The organism is Mesorhizobium sp. M0437 (assembly GCF_040321335.1).
Taxonomy (GTDB): Bacteria; Pseudomonadota; Alphaproteobacteria; order Rhizobiales; family Rhizobiaceae; genus Mesorhizobium.
On sequence record NZ_JAMYRK010000023.1, the window covers coordinates 31,634 to 45,623 of the forward strand.

A 13,990-nucleotide genomic window follows, 5' to 3' on the forward strand; every position below is an offset into this window, starting at 1 on the left:
ATGGAACTTCTCGAACTCGAATTCTCCCGCGAAATCCATCCGGTGGATGTTATCGAGCAGGTGGCGCACAACAACGATTGGTCCTTCGAGCGGGCCGGCGACGACGAGATCTCGATCTCGGTTGCCGGAAGCTGGACCGACTACCACGTTTCATTCTCCTGGATGGAGGACTACGAGGCGCTGCACCTGGCCTGCGCCTTCGACATCAAGGTCCCGGAGGCGCGCGCGCTCGAGGTGATGCGGCTGCTTTCGCTGATCAACGAGCAGATGCTGTTTGGCCATTTCGATCTCTGGGAGCAGGAAGGCGCCATCATGTTCCGCCAGTCGCTGCTGCTGGCCGGTGGGGTCGAGCCGTCGAGCCAGCAGGTCGAGGTGCTGCTGTCGTCGGCGCTGGAGGCCTGCGAATGCTATTTCCAGGCGTTCCAGTTCGTCGTCTGGTCGGGAACTTCGGCCAAGGATGCGTTGGCCGGCGTGCTGTTCGAAACCTACGGAAACGCCTGACCGTCGATGGTTTCGAGCAACGCGCGAAAACCCGAGATCAGCTTTGCCGATTTCGACCGCGTCGACATCCGCGCCGGCACGATCGTCGAGGCAGAGCCTTTTCCCGAGGCGCGCAAGCCGGCGATCAAGTTGAAAATCGATTTCGGTCCCGTGATCGGGGTGAAGAAATCCTCGGCCCAGATCACGAAATACTATTCGCCCGAAGCCCTGATCGGCCGGCAGGTGTTCGCTGTGATCAATTTCCCGCCGCGTCAGATCGGGCCATTCATGTCGGAAGTGCTGACGCTCGGCTTTCCCGATGAAGAGGGCGCGGTGGTGCTTGGGGCAATCGAACGCAAAGTGCCGGACGGCGGCAGGTTGTTCTAGCTGCGCTGTTGTTCACGCAGCCAGTTTACGCCTGGTACCCAGCGCTTCTTCGACCGTTTCCATGAACATTTCCGCGCAGGTCTTCCAGCTGTAGCGCATTGCGCGTTGCCGCGCCTCGGCGCGGTCGACGTGAAGGGCGGCGAGCGCTGCTTGCCGCAGGTCGTCCGACACCGCGCCGCCGATGCCGTCACCCACAATATCGATGGGTCCGGTGACGGGATAGGCTGCGACCGGCGTGCCGCTGGCCAGCGCCTCGATGATGACGTTGCCGAACGTGTCGGTACGGCTGGGGAAGACGAAAGCATCGGCCGAGGCGTAGATCTCGGCCAGTTCGTCGTTCGGACGATGGCCAACGAAATGGGCATCGGGATATCTGGCCTTCAGCTTCGCCAATTCCGGCCCTTCGCCTACGACCAACTTGCTGCCGGGCAGGTCGAGGTCTAGGAAGGCCGGCAGGTTCTTTTCGATCGCGACGCGGCCGACGCAGAGGAAGATCGGTCCGGGAAATCCCAGGTCCTTTCTTTTGTCCGGCCGAAAATGATCGGTGTCGACGCCGCGCGTCCACGGCCGGAGCTTGGTGAAGCCGCGGGCCGCAAGATCGTCGGCAAGCGACTGAGTGGCAACCAGCGTGCCCTGTCCTGAATTGTGGAAATCACGCAGCCAGCGATAGGCCCATGCTTCAGGCACCGGCAGGCGCGCGCTCAGATATTCCGGAAAACGTGTGTGATAGCTGGTCGTGAACGGGCGGCCGGCGTTGCGGCAGTAGCGCCGGGCCATAATGCCGAGCGGTCCTTCGGTGACGATATGGATGTGGTCCACCTTGCGTGCCTCGATCAGCTGCGCCACGCGGTGCGGCGTCGTCAGCGCCAGCCTGATATCGGGATAGGTCGGCAGAGGCAGGGTGCGAAAGATATTCGGCGTCAGGAAGTCCGTCTCGATATCGAAGGATTTCAGGGTCTCCGAGAGACGCTCTAGCGTGTGGACGACGCCGTTGACTTGCGGGCGCCAGGCGTCGGTGACCATCAGGATGCGCATGGCGGTCCCTTGGCGGCAAGCTTGATTGCCTCGCCGCGACGCCTGAGCGGCGACCACGCCGCAGCTCGGGCGTCGCACCAGCGCACCTGGGCAGGCGCGGGGTCGAAATGAGGCCGCAGGGCCGAATCAATCAGGATCGCGCGCTTCATTGGCGCTCTTCACCATGGTTTCATGACGGGCCGATGAAGGCCGGGTGTCGCTGCCGTCAAGCGGGGACCTTGATCACCGCCCGAAGGCCGCCGAGCGGGCTGCGTTCGAGGACAATGTCGCCGCCATGGCTGCGGGCAATGTCTCGTGCGATGGAGAGGCCAAGGCCGGTGCCGCTGGCGTCGAGGTTGCGGGCCTCGTCCAGCCGCACGAACGGCTTGAATACATCCTCTCGCTTTTCGGGCGGAATTCCCGGGCCGTCATCGTCGATGGTGACGAGCAGCGAACCGCGCCCATGATTGGCATTGATCTCCACCGTCTTGGCATAGCGGAATGCATTGCCGACGACGTTGGACAGCAGCCGCGCAAATGCATTGGGGCGCACGTGCACATGCGGATCGCCGACAAGCACGGTCGACAGCTTGCGCTTGCGCAGCGCGGCTTCCTCGCGAAGCTTGTCGAAGAAGGCTTCGAGATCGAACTGACCGGCATCTTCCGAAGCTTCGCCGCGTGCAAAGGCAAGGTAGCCTTCCAGCATCGACTGCATGTCGTCGATGTCCTGGTCGAGTGCCTGGGTATCGGCCGCCTTGGTCCCGGCAAGCGCCAATTGCAGCTTGAAGCGGGTGAGGATGGTCCTCAGATCGTGGCTGACGCCGCTCAGCATGGCGGTACGCTGCTCGAGCTGGCGTTCGATGCGTTCGCGCATCTGGATGAAGGCAAAGCCGGCGCGGCGGACTTCCTCGGCGCCGCGTGGGCGAAAATCGCGCGGCATCGGCCGGCCCTTGCCGAAGCTCTCGGCCGCCTCGGCCAGCGTCAGAATCGGCCGGATCTGGTTGCGCAGGAAGGGAATGGCGATCATCAGCAGCACCAGCGAGGTGCCGACCATCCAGATCAGGAAAATATGGGTGTTCGATGCATAAGCCTGGCTGCGGCGCACGAAGACGCGCAGCACCTTGTTCTCGAGCTGGACGCGGACCTCGACGATATTGGAATTGCCGACCGTATCGATCCAGAACGGACGGTTGATCTGGCGGGTGATCTCGGACGAGAGGATCTCGTCGAGGATCGAGAAGAACGGCTTTGGCCCGGGAGGCGGCAGCGGGTCGGGCGGTAGGAGGTCGACCTTCAGCTGCATGCGATCCTGGGCGATGCGGATGACGTTGGCGTAGTCGGCGTCGTGAGGATAGGTCTCTATCAGGTCGATGATGGCGGCGATGTCGCGCACCGTGGCCTGCGACAGGCGTTGCGTCACGGTCTGCCAGTGGCGCTCCATGAAGACAAAGGCGACGACCGACTGCAGCATGATCATTGGCGCGATGACGATGATCAGCGAGCGGGCATAGAGCCGCTTCGGCATGTAAAGCGACACCAGGCGCCAGAAACGGTTCCAGGCGCGCGGCACGGCCTTGAGCGCCCGCGTCGCGCGGGCGCTGAAGCCGCCATCTCCCGGCCGTTCGAGTTGCGTGGTCGCCATTCGTCCTTTCGCTCACCGGGACCCGGCAAAGGGCCGCTGTCGGCGGCATTCTATTCCACGCTGAGCCGATACCCAATACCGCGCACGGTCTGCAGCCAGACCGGATTGGACGGATCGCGTTCGATCTTGCGGCGCAGCCGGTTGATCTGGACGTCGATCGTGCGCTCGCCGACCTCGGATTCATCGCCGACAAGCTCATGCCGCGGTATCGTTTCGCCGGCACGCGCAGCGAAGATCGCCAGGATTTCCTGCTCGCGGTCGGTCAGCTTGAGCGCCTCGCCGCCGCGCTTCAGCTCACGCCTGGCGATCTGGAACGTATAGGGGCCAAAGACCAGCTGTTCGACCTTGGGCGTCGTCGCGGGGCCGCCGCGGCGCAGGATATTGTTGATGCGCAGGATCAGCTCGCGCGGGTCGAACGGTTTAGGCAGATAGTCGTCGGCACCGGCCTCGAGCCCGGTGATCCGGCTGTCGGTTTCGGACAGTGCGGTGAGCATCAGGATCGGCACGTTTTTCTCGGCCCGCAGCGCCTTGGTGAGATCGACGCCGCTTTCACCCGGCATCATGACGTCGAGCACGATCAGATCGAAGTCGAGGCCGGCGAGCTTGCGCCTCGCCTCGCCGGAATTTCCGGCGACGGTGACGCGAAAACCGTTTTCGGTCAGATACTGTTTCAGAAGATTGCGGATACGGGTGTCGTCGTCGACCACCAGCAGATGCGGCGCGTCGTCTTCCGGTGCTGTCGGATGATCAACCCTCTCAATGGTCTCCATGGTTTTTCCCTGACATCTTTGCGGGCACAATGTCGATCTGCGCCCTTAGTTCCGGATTTACCATCGCTTCAAGGAACCGTTCGATAACGGCGCGTTCGGTGGCTCCGGAATCTTCCAATGCAGCATGGATGCGGCGCGACTGTGGCCGCGCCAGTGCCAGCGCCAGAGCACGGCCCTTGGCCGTCGGATAAAGCTCGCGCTGGCGGCGGTCGCGGGGGCCCTGCAATTGCACGATATGGTCGGTGTCGATCAGTTGCTTGAGCACGCGCGCCAGGCTCTGCTTGGTGATCTTGAGCACATCGAGGAGCTCGGCGACCGTCAGGCCGGGCCGGCGATTGACAAAATGCAACACCCGATGATGGGCGCGGCCAAAACCGTAATCGGCCAGGATCTGGTCCGGATCGGAGGTAAAGTCGCGATAGGCGAAGAAGAACAACTCGATGATGGCGAAATCGATGCCGTCCTCGTCGGTGATCGCTGTCCTGATCGGCTCTGCGGCTGCGTGGCTCGTCATCTTTTCTCCGTGTGAAGCAGGAAATTATGTCAGCACTATTGACGTATTTTCCGCGCGATGGTAATTTTTGGCAAGCTTTTCGGCGGATTGCGAACGAAAAGGCAAGCGAAGCCGTTTTTTCCGGAACTTCCTGAGTTTGCCAGACCTTAAATATCCGCCTACGCTTTGAGACAATGGCCGCCCGCAGCGGCCGAGGCGAAACACGCAACGACACAATGATGTGCGGGCTGCCGCCCGCGGGAGGTTACCATGGCATCCGTTCCCTTCGACCAACTGGACGGCTTTATCTGGATGAACGGCGAATTCGTCAAATGGGCCGACGCCAAGATCCACGTCTTGACCCACGGGCTGCACTACGCCAGCGCGGTATTCGAGGGCGAGCGCGCTTATGGGGGCGAAATTTTCAAGCTGACCGACCACACCGAACGCCTGCATGAATCGGCGCGCCTGCTTGGCTTCAAGATACCCTACTCGGTCGCCGAGATCGACGACGCCTGCCGCACGCTGTTGAAGAAGCAAGGTTTCCAGGACGCCTATGTCCGGCCGATCGCGTGGCGCGGCAGCGAACAGATGGGCGTTTCCGCACAGAACAGTCGGATCAACTGCGCCATCGCCATCTGGCAGTGGCCAAGCTATTTCGACCCGGCGCAGAAGCTCAAGGGGATCCGCCTCGACATGGCCGAATGGCGCCGCCCCGACCCGCGCACCGCACCGTCGAAATCGAAGGCGGCCGGCCTCTACATGATCTGCACCATGTCCAAGCATGCCGCCGAGGCCAAGGGCTATGCCGACGCCATGATGCTCGACTGGCGTGGCCAGGTGGCGGAAGCGACAGGCGCCAACATCTTCTTCGTCAAGGACGGCAAGATCCATACGCCCAAGCCTGATTGCTTCCTCGACGGCATCACCCGCCGCACGGTTATCGGCCTTGCCAAGGACCGCGGTTTGGAGGTGATCGAGCGCGCCATCATGCCGGATGAGCTTGAAGGCTTCCAGCAGTGCTTCCTCACCGGGACGGCAGCCGAGGTGACGCCTGTTTCGGAGATCGGTCCATACCGATTCGAGGTCGGCGAAATCGCCAAGACGCTGATGAATGACTATTCTGCGGCCGTTCAGCCCAAGCACGCAATCGCTGCAGAATAACGAAAGTCACAGCTTTTTTAACTAGTAAGGGCGGTTTTCGGGCCGCCCCTTTTATTTAAGCGCTTCTGCATTTGACTTTCACACAATTCGGCGTCTCATGATGGGGTCGGCCCGGGAGGCTGGCAGCTATGGAGGGACTGGAAATATGGATATGAACACGCTTCTTCCGATCATTATTCAGGTGATTACGGGTATCATCGGTGGTCAGGCGGTTGGCGCGGCTATCAAGACTGCGGCGATGGGGCAGCTTACCAAAATCCTGGGCGGCGCTGTCGGCGGCGTCGGCGGTGCGGCCATCCTCAACAGTCTGCTGGGTGGCTCGGTCGATCCGGCAGCCGCCGCCACGGCGGCAGGGGCCGGCAGCGCGTTGAACATTTCAAATATCGTTGGCGGTGCCGGCGGCGGCGCCATCCTGACCGGCATCATCGGTGCGGTCATGAACGCGATGAAGAAATAAGCTTTGACGTTTCAGGTTTTCAAATGGGCGGCTTCGGCCGCCCATTTCGTTTGCCGTTTGTGGGAGCGGTGGACGCCGTTCGCGTGTGTCTCTACATCAGGGCCTGGTTCAAGGTTGGAGCTCTCCTGACGCGTTCGAGGGGACGCGCAGCGCTCCGACAGCGTGAAAGGACGAATATGGGTCAGCTCAACGCCGGCATCGTGCCGGTCACGCCGTTCCAGCAGAACTGCACCATCCTCTTCGACATGGACGACAGGCAAGGCGTTGTCGTCGATCCGGGCGGCGACATCGACAAGGTGCTGGCGGCGCTCGAGGACAATGCGATCACTGCCGGCGCGATCTGGATTACGCACGGCCATATCGACCATGCCGGCGGGGCCATGGAACTGAAGGAGGCGCTCGGTATCGAGATCATCGGTCCGCATGCCGCCGACCGGCCGCTGCTCGCCAATCTCGAGAACCAGGCAAAGCGCTACGGCATCACCGATCCCGTGCGCAACTGTGTCCCCGACCGGTTCCTTGCCGAAGGCGAGACCGTTTCGTTCGGCTCGCACGTGTTCGAGGTGCTCCATTGTCCGGGCCATGCACCCGGCCACGTCGTCTACTATAGCCGGGCTGCGAAGTTCGCCCATGTCGGCGACGTGCTGTTCCGCGGTTCGGTCGGCCGCACCGATCTGCCGGGCGGCAACCACGCCGCGCTGATCGCCTCGATCAAGGAGAAGCTTTTGCCGTTGGGCGACGACATCGGCTTTATCTGCGGCCATGGTCCCGGCGGCCGTTTTGGTGAGGAGCGGCGGAGCAATCCTTTTCTGGTCTGAAACCGCTTGCCGGAAACAAAAAGCGCGGCCTGTGCGACCGCGCTTTTTTCCGACGGGAAACTGCCTCCGCTAATTGGCGGTGCAGAAATGCTGTTCGCCGTCATAGCCGGTGAACGTGCCGGTACGGGCGTTGAAGCTCCGGTAGCGGTCCGAGCAGTATTCGTACCAGCCGCGGGTCCACGGCTCCGCATAGCTTTCGGCATAGGCCACTCGCGGCTGCACGTAATAACGGCGCACCGGGGCAGGCCTGTAGTATTCATCATCATAGGCCGGGTCGTAATAGCGGGGCTGCGGGCTGGCGAGCGCACCGCCGATCAGGGCACCGGCCGCAAGGCCGAGCACGCCGGCCGCAACGGCGTCGCCGTTGCCGTGGTGCCGGCGGTGATGGCGCCATTCGTCGGCATTGGCCGCGGGCAAGGTCGCAAGCGTGGTCGCAACGACCGCGGCGGACAGGATGGCAGTCTTGAAAATTCGGTTCATGTCAGTCTCCTTCGTGCCGGCCCGGGTCGTTTCGGGGGATGCGGTCCGGCTTTAACGAAGATTAATATGCGACCGTGGCTGAACGGGGGCTGAACGAAATTTGGCCAGGCGGTTCATCTAACTGGGCGGTTCAAGCGTGCGGCAAATACCGCGGGCCAGACCGGCCCACGTCCATTCTGCCCGGGGGTGGTTCAGCCGATCGACAGGTTGACGGCTTTCGGACCCTTGCCGCGCTTGTCCGGCTCGGTGTCGAATGTCACTTTCTGCCCATCCTCGAGACCGGGAAGACCCGACGCCTGCACGGCCGAAATATGGACGAAGACATCCTTTGCCCCGTCGTCCGGCGTGATGAAGCCGAAGCCCTTGGCGTGATTGAAGAATTTGACGGTGCCGGTCTGCGGCATGGGAAGCTCCTTTGATCCCACAAGTCCAGTCTCGGGCCGGCAAATGCCCGGACGGAAATTTGTCCTTTATTTTAGTGCCATCGGCAAGAGAAAGTTTTGCGGGTGCCGGCAAGCATCCCGGAACACAAAAGGCGCGACGAAAACCGCCGCGCCTTTACAGAATTCAAGTTCACTCAAAAGCCTTGCAGCATCCCCACACCCCGAAAGGACGCGCGGAACGCCGCCGTTCAGGCGGCGCGGAGATTGACCGCTTTCGGACCCTTGCCCATACGGTCGGGCTCGACATCGAAGGTGACCTTCTGACCGTCGACGAGCGTGCGCAGCCCGGAAGCCTCGATCGCCGAGATGTGGACGAACACATCCTTGGCGCCGCCATCGGGCGTGATGAAGCCGAAGCCTTTGGTAGCGTTGAAGAATTTAACGGTGCCGGTCTGGGCCATTGGGGAAACTCCTTCACCCGTGTCAGTCTTGGTGGTTCCGCCCGCCGCCTGGCGCCGTGGGCAAGTCCCGGTGGTTGCTTCGGCAGTCATGCATTGGCGCATGGTAAAACCCCCCGCCGAAAACGGGGCTGTCAGAGATTCACAGTATCGGGGAAAGGTCGTCCAAAACGTTCCGCTCTCCGGGTCGCAAATGCCCGAACACAAAATTTATCGCACGGAAACGTGATGCTTGCAAGACACAGCCGCGGGCGGCCCCAACAGGCGCATCCCGAGGCATCGCACCGATAGTCCGGGTTCGCTGCGCGGTCATCGGCCAGACTTCACCCAGGCATGGTCCAGCAAGCGGGGCAGGTGCTGTCTTGGCTTGCGCCGGCATACCGCTCTGGCTCGCCAGTTGCAAACAGGGGTTGCATCTGGCAGCGGAATGACGAGGATCGGCCTGACCCAGGCACCATTTGTGCGGGCCGGAGTTTCGAGGGAGAGAACATTCATGCGGTTTCTTGCGGCAATCTTTCCGCGGCAGGTTTTTTCCATCCTGTTCCTGTCGGCAATTCTCGCAGCCTGCACCGTCGTGGTGGATGATGAGGGGCCGGGGCCGCGCCCGCCACGGCCGGGGCCGCAATTCTGCACCAGGCAATATGACCCGGTCTGTGCCCGGCGCGGCGGCGACCGCCAGACCTTTGCCAATGCCTGCCTTGCCGAACGGGCCGGATACCGCATCATTCGCGAGGGCGAGTGCCGCGGCGGTGGTGGTGGCGGTGAGGAGCAGACATTCTGCACCCGCGAATACCGCCCCGTCTGTGCCCGTCGCCATGGCGAACTGCGCACATTCCCCAACGAATGCGAAGCCCGCGCGGCGGACTATCGCGTCGTCGATGACGGGCCCTGCTAGCGCACCGACCTACAGCCTGGCCGGATAAGCACCATCTGGGGGCCGGCGTAGAGCTCAGCGCCGTTCCCGTTGGAGATGCGGATCTGCGGCATTATCAGCATGTGAAGCAGCGTTGTGGCGCGTCGGCTCAGTTGGCCGGGTTGTCGACCGGTTCGAGATTGTCTTCCGTGGTGACCCGCTCATAGGTCTCCTGATCGCTGCGGATGCGATATTGCGGCGAGCCGTCCTTGACCGGCAGCCGGCTCTTGATCTGGAACAGCTCCGCGGTCTTTTGGGCAAGGCCGGTGCGGCTCTTCATGCGGACGGTCTGGCCGACGGTGAAGATATGCGCCGGCGTGTCCGTGCGCCGCGCATTCTGCTGGAAGCGGATCATGTGACATTCTCCTGGTCGTGCCGAAGCGCTGCGTCGAGCTCGGCATGGTCAATGGCGACAAGCTGGCTGGTCGCGCTTTTCACTGTCCTTGCCGGCAGATGGATGAAAGTGGCGACGCGGTGCCAGGCAGGCCAGGACATGCCGTCGATCAGTTCTTCGTCGTGGTCGATGTCATAGTCGCCGGCCGGCTGCATGCCATCCAGCCCGCCAAGCACGAAAGGTGCCGCGAAATGCGCTATGGAATGGGTGGTGCGAGCAGACATTCTTGTGCGCCTCGAAGTTCTCGCTTGTGCCTTGAAGTTCTCGTGCCTTGAAGTTTCTTTCCGGCCTGCCCCGGAAGCGGAGCCTGCATTGCGGTACCAGGTGTCGGCGATTTGGATAAGTTTGGCGGGCCGAGAATCCCTGACACCGCGGGGCCAAGCATGACCCAAACGGTTTCATACCTCTAGTCTGAAAATACGACTTATTCAAGAAGTTTTCGGCCTCTTACCCCTACCAACGTCAAATTACTTTTCTATAGTTATCCGCAGAACGATGATACGGTCCCGGTGCACCTCAAAAATTGTTTGAAGAACTTCCGAAAAAATTCCTCTGGCATTTGTATTTATCTAGCAATGGAAGGAAGAGAGTCATGAACTCCGCAAGAACACCGGATGTCCCGACAGTTGCAGTCAGTCCTGTCGCAAAGCCGATAAAGGTCTTGCCGCCGCGTCTCACGATAAGAAGCGACGAGGCGGCAAGGCGAAGGATTGCCGACACCGACGGCACGGCGCGGCGGGCGCGCCAGCTTGTCGAAAGCAACCGCCTGATTTGACGCGCAAGCCATGACGCTCAATTTTCCCAATCCCAGCCGCTCCTATGACCCGGCGGCCAAGCGCATTCGTTTCGTCGGCCATGACGGCATGCTCGAAGTCCCGTTCTTTGTCGAGGTCGCGGCACTTTCGGCGGCAAACCCGGCTGCAAGCGGAGCCGAGGCCGAATTTCTCAGCGCCTTCGACGCCAAGCGTTCGTCGATCCACGAGATTGCGCGCCAAGCCTACTCGCACGGCCGCAGGAACATGTATGTGCTGACGCCGGCCGACTTCCGCTAGCTCGGTGGGTTCCGAGGTTCGCTCCCTTGCGACCGCCTCTGCTCTTGCACGCGCCGCAGCGATGGCCTAGATCGCGGCAGGCGGACAACACGGCAGGTTTCCCATCAACAGAGATCCGAGACAACCGGCAGGCGCACGTTACGGCTCAGGCGGGCAGCCACCACTGGGGCTCGACCAGTACGTGCAGCAAGCGCTGCAGTTGCACCAGGCGGGGCGCCGGCAGGAAGCCGAGGCGCTTTACCGACAGGTGCTGGCGCAAAAGGCCAACCACCCGGCTGCTGCGCATTTCCTCGGGCTTCTGCTGCACCAGACCGGGCGCAGCGCTGAGGGGCTGGCGCTGATCGAACAATCGGTGCGTCTGCAACCGAACAATCCGGATTTCCTCAACAATCTCGGCACCGTGCTGCGCGACCTCGGCCGGGTCGCGGCCGCCGCCGATCTCTTCCGCAAGGTGGTGGCGATTCGGCCGGACCAGTTGGCGGCGCGTGACAATCTCGGCTCGTCGCTGAAGCAGCTCGGCCAATTCGAAGGCGCCGAGGATATTTATCGCGGCACGATGGGCCGTAACCCGTTCCATGTCCGCGCCCGCGTCGGGCTTGCCGAAACGCTGCAGGAAGCGGGCCGGCTGGATGAGGCACTGGCTGTTTTTCGCGAGGCGCTGACGATCCGGCCGAAGGATGCCGATCTTTTGCATGGCCTGGGTGTCGGGCTGATGGAAAAGGGCAATCTCGACGAGGCTGCGGATCTTTTCAGGCAGGCGCTGGCTGTGGACCCCGGCATGGCGAGGGCCTGGCTGATGCTTACCCAGGTCAAGCGCCAAAAGGAGCGCGACGCCGAGCTTGCCCGCATGGAGGCGGAGCACGCCAAGGCGCCGCAAGGCAGCCTGGCGCGCATGCAGCTTTCCTTCGGTCTCGGCAAGGCCAATGACGACCTCAGGGAGTATGGCCGCGCCTTCGACTATTTCGCCGAAGGCAACGCGATCCGCCGCCAGGGCATCGACTACGACGCCGGCAAGACGCGCGGCGAGTTCGAGGCGATGAAGGCGGTGTTCGACAAGGCCTTTTTTGAAAGGCACAAGCCGAGCGAGATAGCCGAGGACACTCCGATCTTCGTCGTCGGCATGCCGCGTTCCGGCACCACGCTGGTCGAGCAGATCATCGCCAGCCATCCGCAGGTCTATGGCGCCGGCGAGCTCAGCATATTGAAGACGGCGGTCGGCAAGCAGTTTCCGCTCAGCATGAAGGGCGGCTTTCCCTGGGGCATCGCCGACATGCCCGACAAGGCCTATGCCGAGGCCGGCCAGGCCTATCTCGACATGCTGCACGCCCGCTATCCGGGTTTTCGGCACGTCACCGACAAGATGCCCGGCAATTTCCTCTTGGTCGGCTTCATCCATATGATGCTGCCGAAGGCCAAGATCATCCATTGCGCGCGCGATGCGGCGGCGACCTGCCTGTCGATCTATAAGGTGCACTTCCGCGGCGACAGCCATCGCTACGGCTACGATCTCGACGAGCTCGCCGATTTCCACAATCTGTACACCGACATCATGGCGCACTGGCACGCCGTGCTGCCTGATGTCGTGCACGACGTTCGCTACGAGGATTTCGTCGCCGACCAGGAAGGCCAGTCGCGGGCGCTGATCGCCCATCTCGGCCTGCCGTGGGACGACGCCGTGCTGTCGTTCCACCAGACCGACCGGCCGGTGCGAACGGCGTCGGCTGCGCAAGTGCGCCAGCCGATGTATCAGGGCTCGGTCGACCTGTGGAAGCGCTATGGCGACCGGCTGAAGCCGCTGCTCAATAAACTTGATCGAGGGGCGCCTACAGCTCGATGAAGGGCTGAAAACCGCCAAAGATCATGCGCTTGCCGTCGAACGGCATGGTCTCCCAGTCCTGCTTGAGACGAGGATCGGCCATCACCTTGGCCATCACCGCGTCGCGGCTCTGGCGCGATTCGTAGACCACCCATGAGAAGATGACGACCTCGTCGTCCTTGGCCTGTACGGCGCGCGGGAACGAGGTGAGCTCGCCATAAGGGACGTCGTCGCCGACGCATTCGACGTAGGCAAGAGCACCGTGCTCCTTCCAGACGGCGCCGCCGGTTTCCACCAGCTTCTTGTAAGCATCGAGCTTTGCCTTTGGTACGGCAAGTACGAAACCGTCGACATAGGACATCTGATTTCCTCCATGCGATCGTTTTCCTCTCCGTCTGGAGCGGGAGAGGTGATTTCAGACACAGCTTGTGTGGAATGCTAAGCTGCTTTCACCGGTGCGTTCATTGCCCATTCGACACCGAACGGATCACGCATATTACCCCAGCGGTCGCCCCAGAACATCACCTGCAACGGCACGACTTCCTTGCAGCCCGCCTCGATGGCCCGCTTCCACCAGGCGTCGATGTCGTCGCTGCCGAGATGGAGCTGCATGGTGTAGCCCTGCGGTTTCACAGCGGCCATTCCATGCTCGGGATAGAAGTCGGAAAGCATCAGGGTCGAACCGTTGATGTGGAGATGGATATGCATGGTCCGGCCCTGTTCATCCGGCGGATAGGCAAAGACCTGCTCGGCACCGAAGGCCTTTCGGTAAAATTCTGCGGCTTTGAAAGCGCCGTCAAGCTGAAGGTAGGGCGTCAATCCGCCAAGCACTTTGGCGGCGGGCTGGGTCTGCGGCTGGTCATTCATGTCATGCTCCTCTTTGCGTCTGGTTTGCCTTTGCGAACCACAGGACGAACGGAACGGCGACGATCCTACACGGCCGATGGTTTTTTGGATTTGAAATGGCGCCTGCCGCGACGGCCAACTGCCACCTTCAACCTTCGATGCGAATCCGCGGGCTGTTTTGCGCGTCGACGACGATTTCCGGCCAGCCAATATCTTTGCGCAGCTCGATCGGCAATGACAGGATGGCGCGTTCGCTGCGATAACGGGCGCGAGCCGCCGAGTAACGCGTTACGGCGTGACCTATGGATGACAGAATGGACATGATGCTTTCTCCTCGATTAGCGCCGGCATCACCGTGTCGGCAACCTAAGGACGTGGCATGCGATCATCATCCGACAGAGCGCCGGATTTTTTCCGCAATTT

Annotated in this window: 21 protein-coding genes; 9 read left to right on the forward strand and 12 right to left on the reverse strand. The window is 61.9% G+C overall.

Features of this window, described 5'->3' with window-relative positions; all coding sequences use genetic code 11:
* Together NKI72_RS16655 and NKI72_RS16660 are read left to right on the forward strand one after the other, a co-directional pair.
* Positions 1-501 (forward strand): type III secretion system chaperone family protein, encoded by a 501-nt coding sequence (locus tag NKI72_RS16655; protein WP_023678420.1) that lies wholly within the window; start codon positions 1-3, stop codon positions 499-501.
* 6 nt (positions 502-507) lie between these two features.
* Positions 508-867: a tRNA-binding protein gene (locus NKI72_RS16660; protein WP_352850314.1), complete on the forward strand. Its 360-nt coding sequence runs from the start codon at positions 508-510 to the stop codon at positions 865-867.
* A gap of 12 nt (positions 868-879) precedes the next feature.
* Here the strand turns inward: NKI72_RS16660 and NKI72_RS16665 are convergent, their stop codons facing one another.
* The 4 genes from NKI72_RS16665 to NKI72_RS16680 all read right to left on the reverse strand — a co-directional run bounded on the left by NKI72_RS16665 (position 880) and on the right by NKI72_RS16680 (position 4,807).
* Entirely contained in the window at positions 880-1,902 is a 1,023-nt protein-coding gene (locus NKI72_RS16665; protein WP_352850315.1) for a glycosyltransferase family 4 protein, read from the reverse strand.
* A 205-nt stretch (positions 1,903-2,107) separates the two neighbouring features.
* On the reverse strand, positions 2,108-3,523 hold the full coding sequence (locus NKI72_RS16670) for an ATP-binding protein (RefSeq protein ID WP_352541020.1): 1,416 nt from the start codon (positions 3,521-3,523) through the stop codon (positions 2,108-2,110).
* 50 nt (positions 3,524-3,573) lie between these two features.
* Positions 3,574-4,293: a response regulator gene (locus NKI72_RS16675; RefSeq protein WP_023678415.1), complete on the reverse strand. Its 720-nt coding sequence runs from the start codon at positions 4,291-4,293 to the stop codon at positions 3,574-3,576.
* Positions 4,280-4,807 carry a MarR family winged helix-turn-helix transcriptional regulator gene (locus NKI72_RS16680; RefSeq protein WP_352456926.1) on the reverse strand — a complete coding sequence of 176 codons (528 nt, stop codon included), beginning with the start codon at positions 4,805-4,807 and terminating at the stop codon, positions 4,280-4,282. Before NKI72_RS16680 ends, NKI72_RS16675 begins: the two co-directional genes overlap by 14 nt.
* Positions 4,808-5,056: 249 nt before the next feature.
* Here NKI72_RS16680 and NKI72_RS16685 point away from each other — a divergent pair, with 249 nt between their 5' ends.
* From NKI72_RS16685 to NKI72_RS16695, 3 genes are all read left to right on the forward strand, one after another.
* Positions 5,057-5,950 carry a branched-chain amino acid aminotransferase gene (locus NKI72_RS16685; protein WP_352450493.1) on the forward strand — a complete coding sequence of 298 codons (894 nt, stop codon included), beginning with the start codon at positions 5,057-5,059 and terminating at the stop codon, positions 5,948-5,950.
* Between the two features lie 145 nt (positions 5,951-6,095).
* Positions 6,096-6,407 (forward strand): hypothetical protein, encoded by a 312-nt coding sequence (locus NKI72_RS16690; protein WP_352450492.1) that lies wholly within the window; start codon positions 6,096-6,098, stop codon positions 6,405-6,407.
* Positions 6,408-6,583: 176 nt separating this feature from the next.
* Positions 6,584-7,225: an MBL fold metallo-hydrolase gene (locus NKI72_RS16695; RefSeq protein ID WP_352450491.1), complete on the forward strand. Its 642-nt coding sequence runs from the start codon at positions 6,584-6,586 to the stop codon at positions 7,223-7,225.
* Between the two features lie 69 nt (positions 7,226-7,294).
* Here NKI72_RS16695 and NKI72_RS16700 read toward each other — a convergent pair whose 3' ends face one another.
* From NKI72_RS16700 to NKI72_RS16710, 3 genes are all read right to left on the reverse strand, one after another.
* The gene (locus NKI72_RS16700) at positions 7,295-7,705 is read right to left on the reverse strand and encodes a BA14K family protein (protein ID WP_352687867.1); all 411 of its coding nucleotides are present in this window, start codon (positions 7,703-7,705) and stop codon (positions 7,295-7,297) included.
* Between the two features lie 191 nt (positions 7,706-7,896).
* The gene (locus NKI72_RS16705) at positions 7,897-8,109 is read right to left on the reverse strand and encodes a cold-shock protein (protein ID WP_006202521.1); all 213 of its coding nucleotides are present in this window, start codon (positions 8,107-8,109) and stop codon (positions 7,897-7,899) included.
* A gap of 227 nt (positions 8,110-8,336) precedes the next feature.
* On the reverse strand, positions 8,337-8,549 hold the full coding sequence (locus NKI72_RS16710; protein ID WP_006202520.1) for a cold-shock protein: 213 nt from the start codon (positions 8,547-8,549) through the stop codon (positions 8,337-8,339).
* A gap of 490 nt (positions 8,550-9,039) precedes the next feature.
* Between NKI72_RS16710 and NKI72_RS16715 the strand changes: the two genes are divergently transcribed.
* Complete coding sequence (locus NKI72_RS16715; RefSeq protein WP_023678409.1) at positions 9,040-9,441, forward strand: Kazal-type serine protease inhibitor family protein; 402 nt, start codon at positions 9,040-9,042, stop codon at positions 9,439-9,441.
* Positions 9,442-9,568: 127 nt separating this feature from the next.
* On the opposite strand, the gene NKI72_RS16720 is transcribed toward NKI72_RS16715, so the two are convergent.
* Entirely contained in the window at positions 9,569-9,814 is a 246-nt protein-coding gene (locus NKI72_RS16720) for a hypothetical protein (protein WP_023678408.1), read from the reverse strand.
* The gene (locus NKI72_RS16725; protein ID WP_352850316.1) at positions 9,811-10,077 is read right to left on the reverse strand and encodes a hypothetical protein; all 267 of its coding nucleotides are present in this window, start codon (positions 10,075-10,077) and stop codon (positions 9,811-9,813) included. The genes NKI72_RS16720 and NKI72_RS16725 overlap by 4 nt, the downstream gene beginning before the upstream one ends.
* A 368-nt stretch (positions 10,078-10,445) precedes the next feature.
* On the opposite strand from NKI72_RS16725, the gene NKI72_RS16730 reads away from it, so the two are divergent.
* From NKI72_RS16730 to NKI72_RS16740, 3 genes are all read left to right on the forward strand, one after another.
* Positions 10,446-10,628: a hypothetical protein gene (locus NKI72_RS16730; protein ID WP_352850317.1), complete on the forward strand. Its 183-nt coding sequence runs from the start codon at positions 10,446-10,448 to the stop codon at positions 10,626-10,628.
* A gap of 10 nt (positions 10,629-10,638) precedes the next feature.
* Positions 10,639-10,905 (forward strand): DUF1488 family protein, encoded by a 267-nt coding sequence (locus NKI72_RS16735; protein WP_352683477.1) that lies wholly within the window; start codon positions 10,639-10,641, stop codon positions 10,903-10,905.
* Between the two features lie 181 nt (positions 10,906-11,086).
* Positions 11,087-12,742, forward strand: a complete 1,656-nt coding sequence (locus tag NKI72_RS16740) for a tetratricopeptide repeat-containing sulfotransferase family protein (RefSeq protein WP_352850319.1) — start codon at positions 11,087-11,089, stop codon at positions 12,740-12,742.
* On the opposite strand, the gene NKI72_RS16745 is transcribed toward NKI72_RS16740, so the two are convergent.
* The 3 genes from NKI72_RS16745 to NKI72_RS16755 all read right to left on the reverse strand — a co-directional run bounded on the left by NKI72_RS16745 (position 12,729) and on the right by NKI72_RS16755 (position 13,889).
* Positions 12,729-13,082: a DUF1428 domain-containing protein gene (locus NKI72_RS16745; protein ID WP_352850320.1), complete on the reverse strand. Its 354-nt coding sequence runs from the start codon at positions 13,080-13,082 to the stop codon at positions 12,729-12,731. The two genes, NKI72_RS16740 and NKI72_RS16745, sit on opposite strands and share 14 nt — an antisense overlap.
* Positions 13,083-13,159: 77 nt before the next feature.
* On the reverse strand, positions 13,160-13,588 hold the full coding sequence (locus NKI72_RS16750) for a VOC family protein (protein ID WP_352850321.1): 429 nt from the start codon (positions 13,586-13,588) through the stop codon (positions 13,160-13,162).
* Between the two features lie 127 nt (positions 13,589-13,715).
* On the reverse strand, positions 13,716-13,889 hold the full coding sequence (locus NKI72_RS16755; protein WP_023719167.1) for a hypothetical protein: 174 nt from the start codon (positions 13,887-13,889) through the stop codon (positions 13,716-13,718).
* Positions 13,890-13,990: the final 101 nt, after the last annotated feature.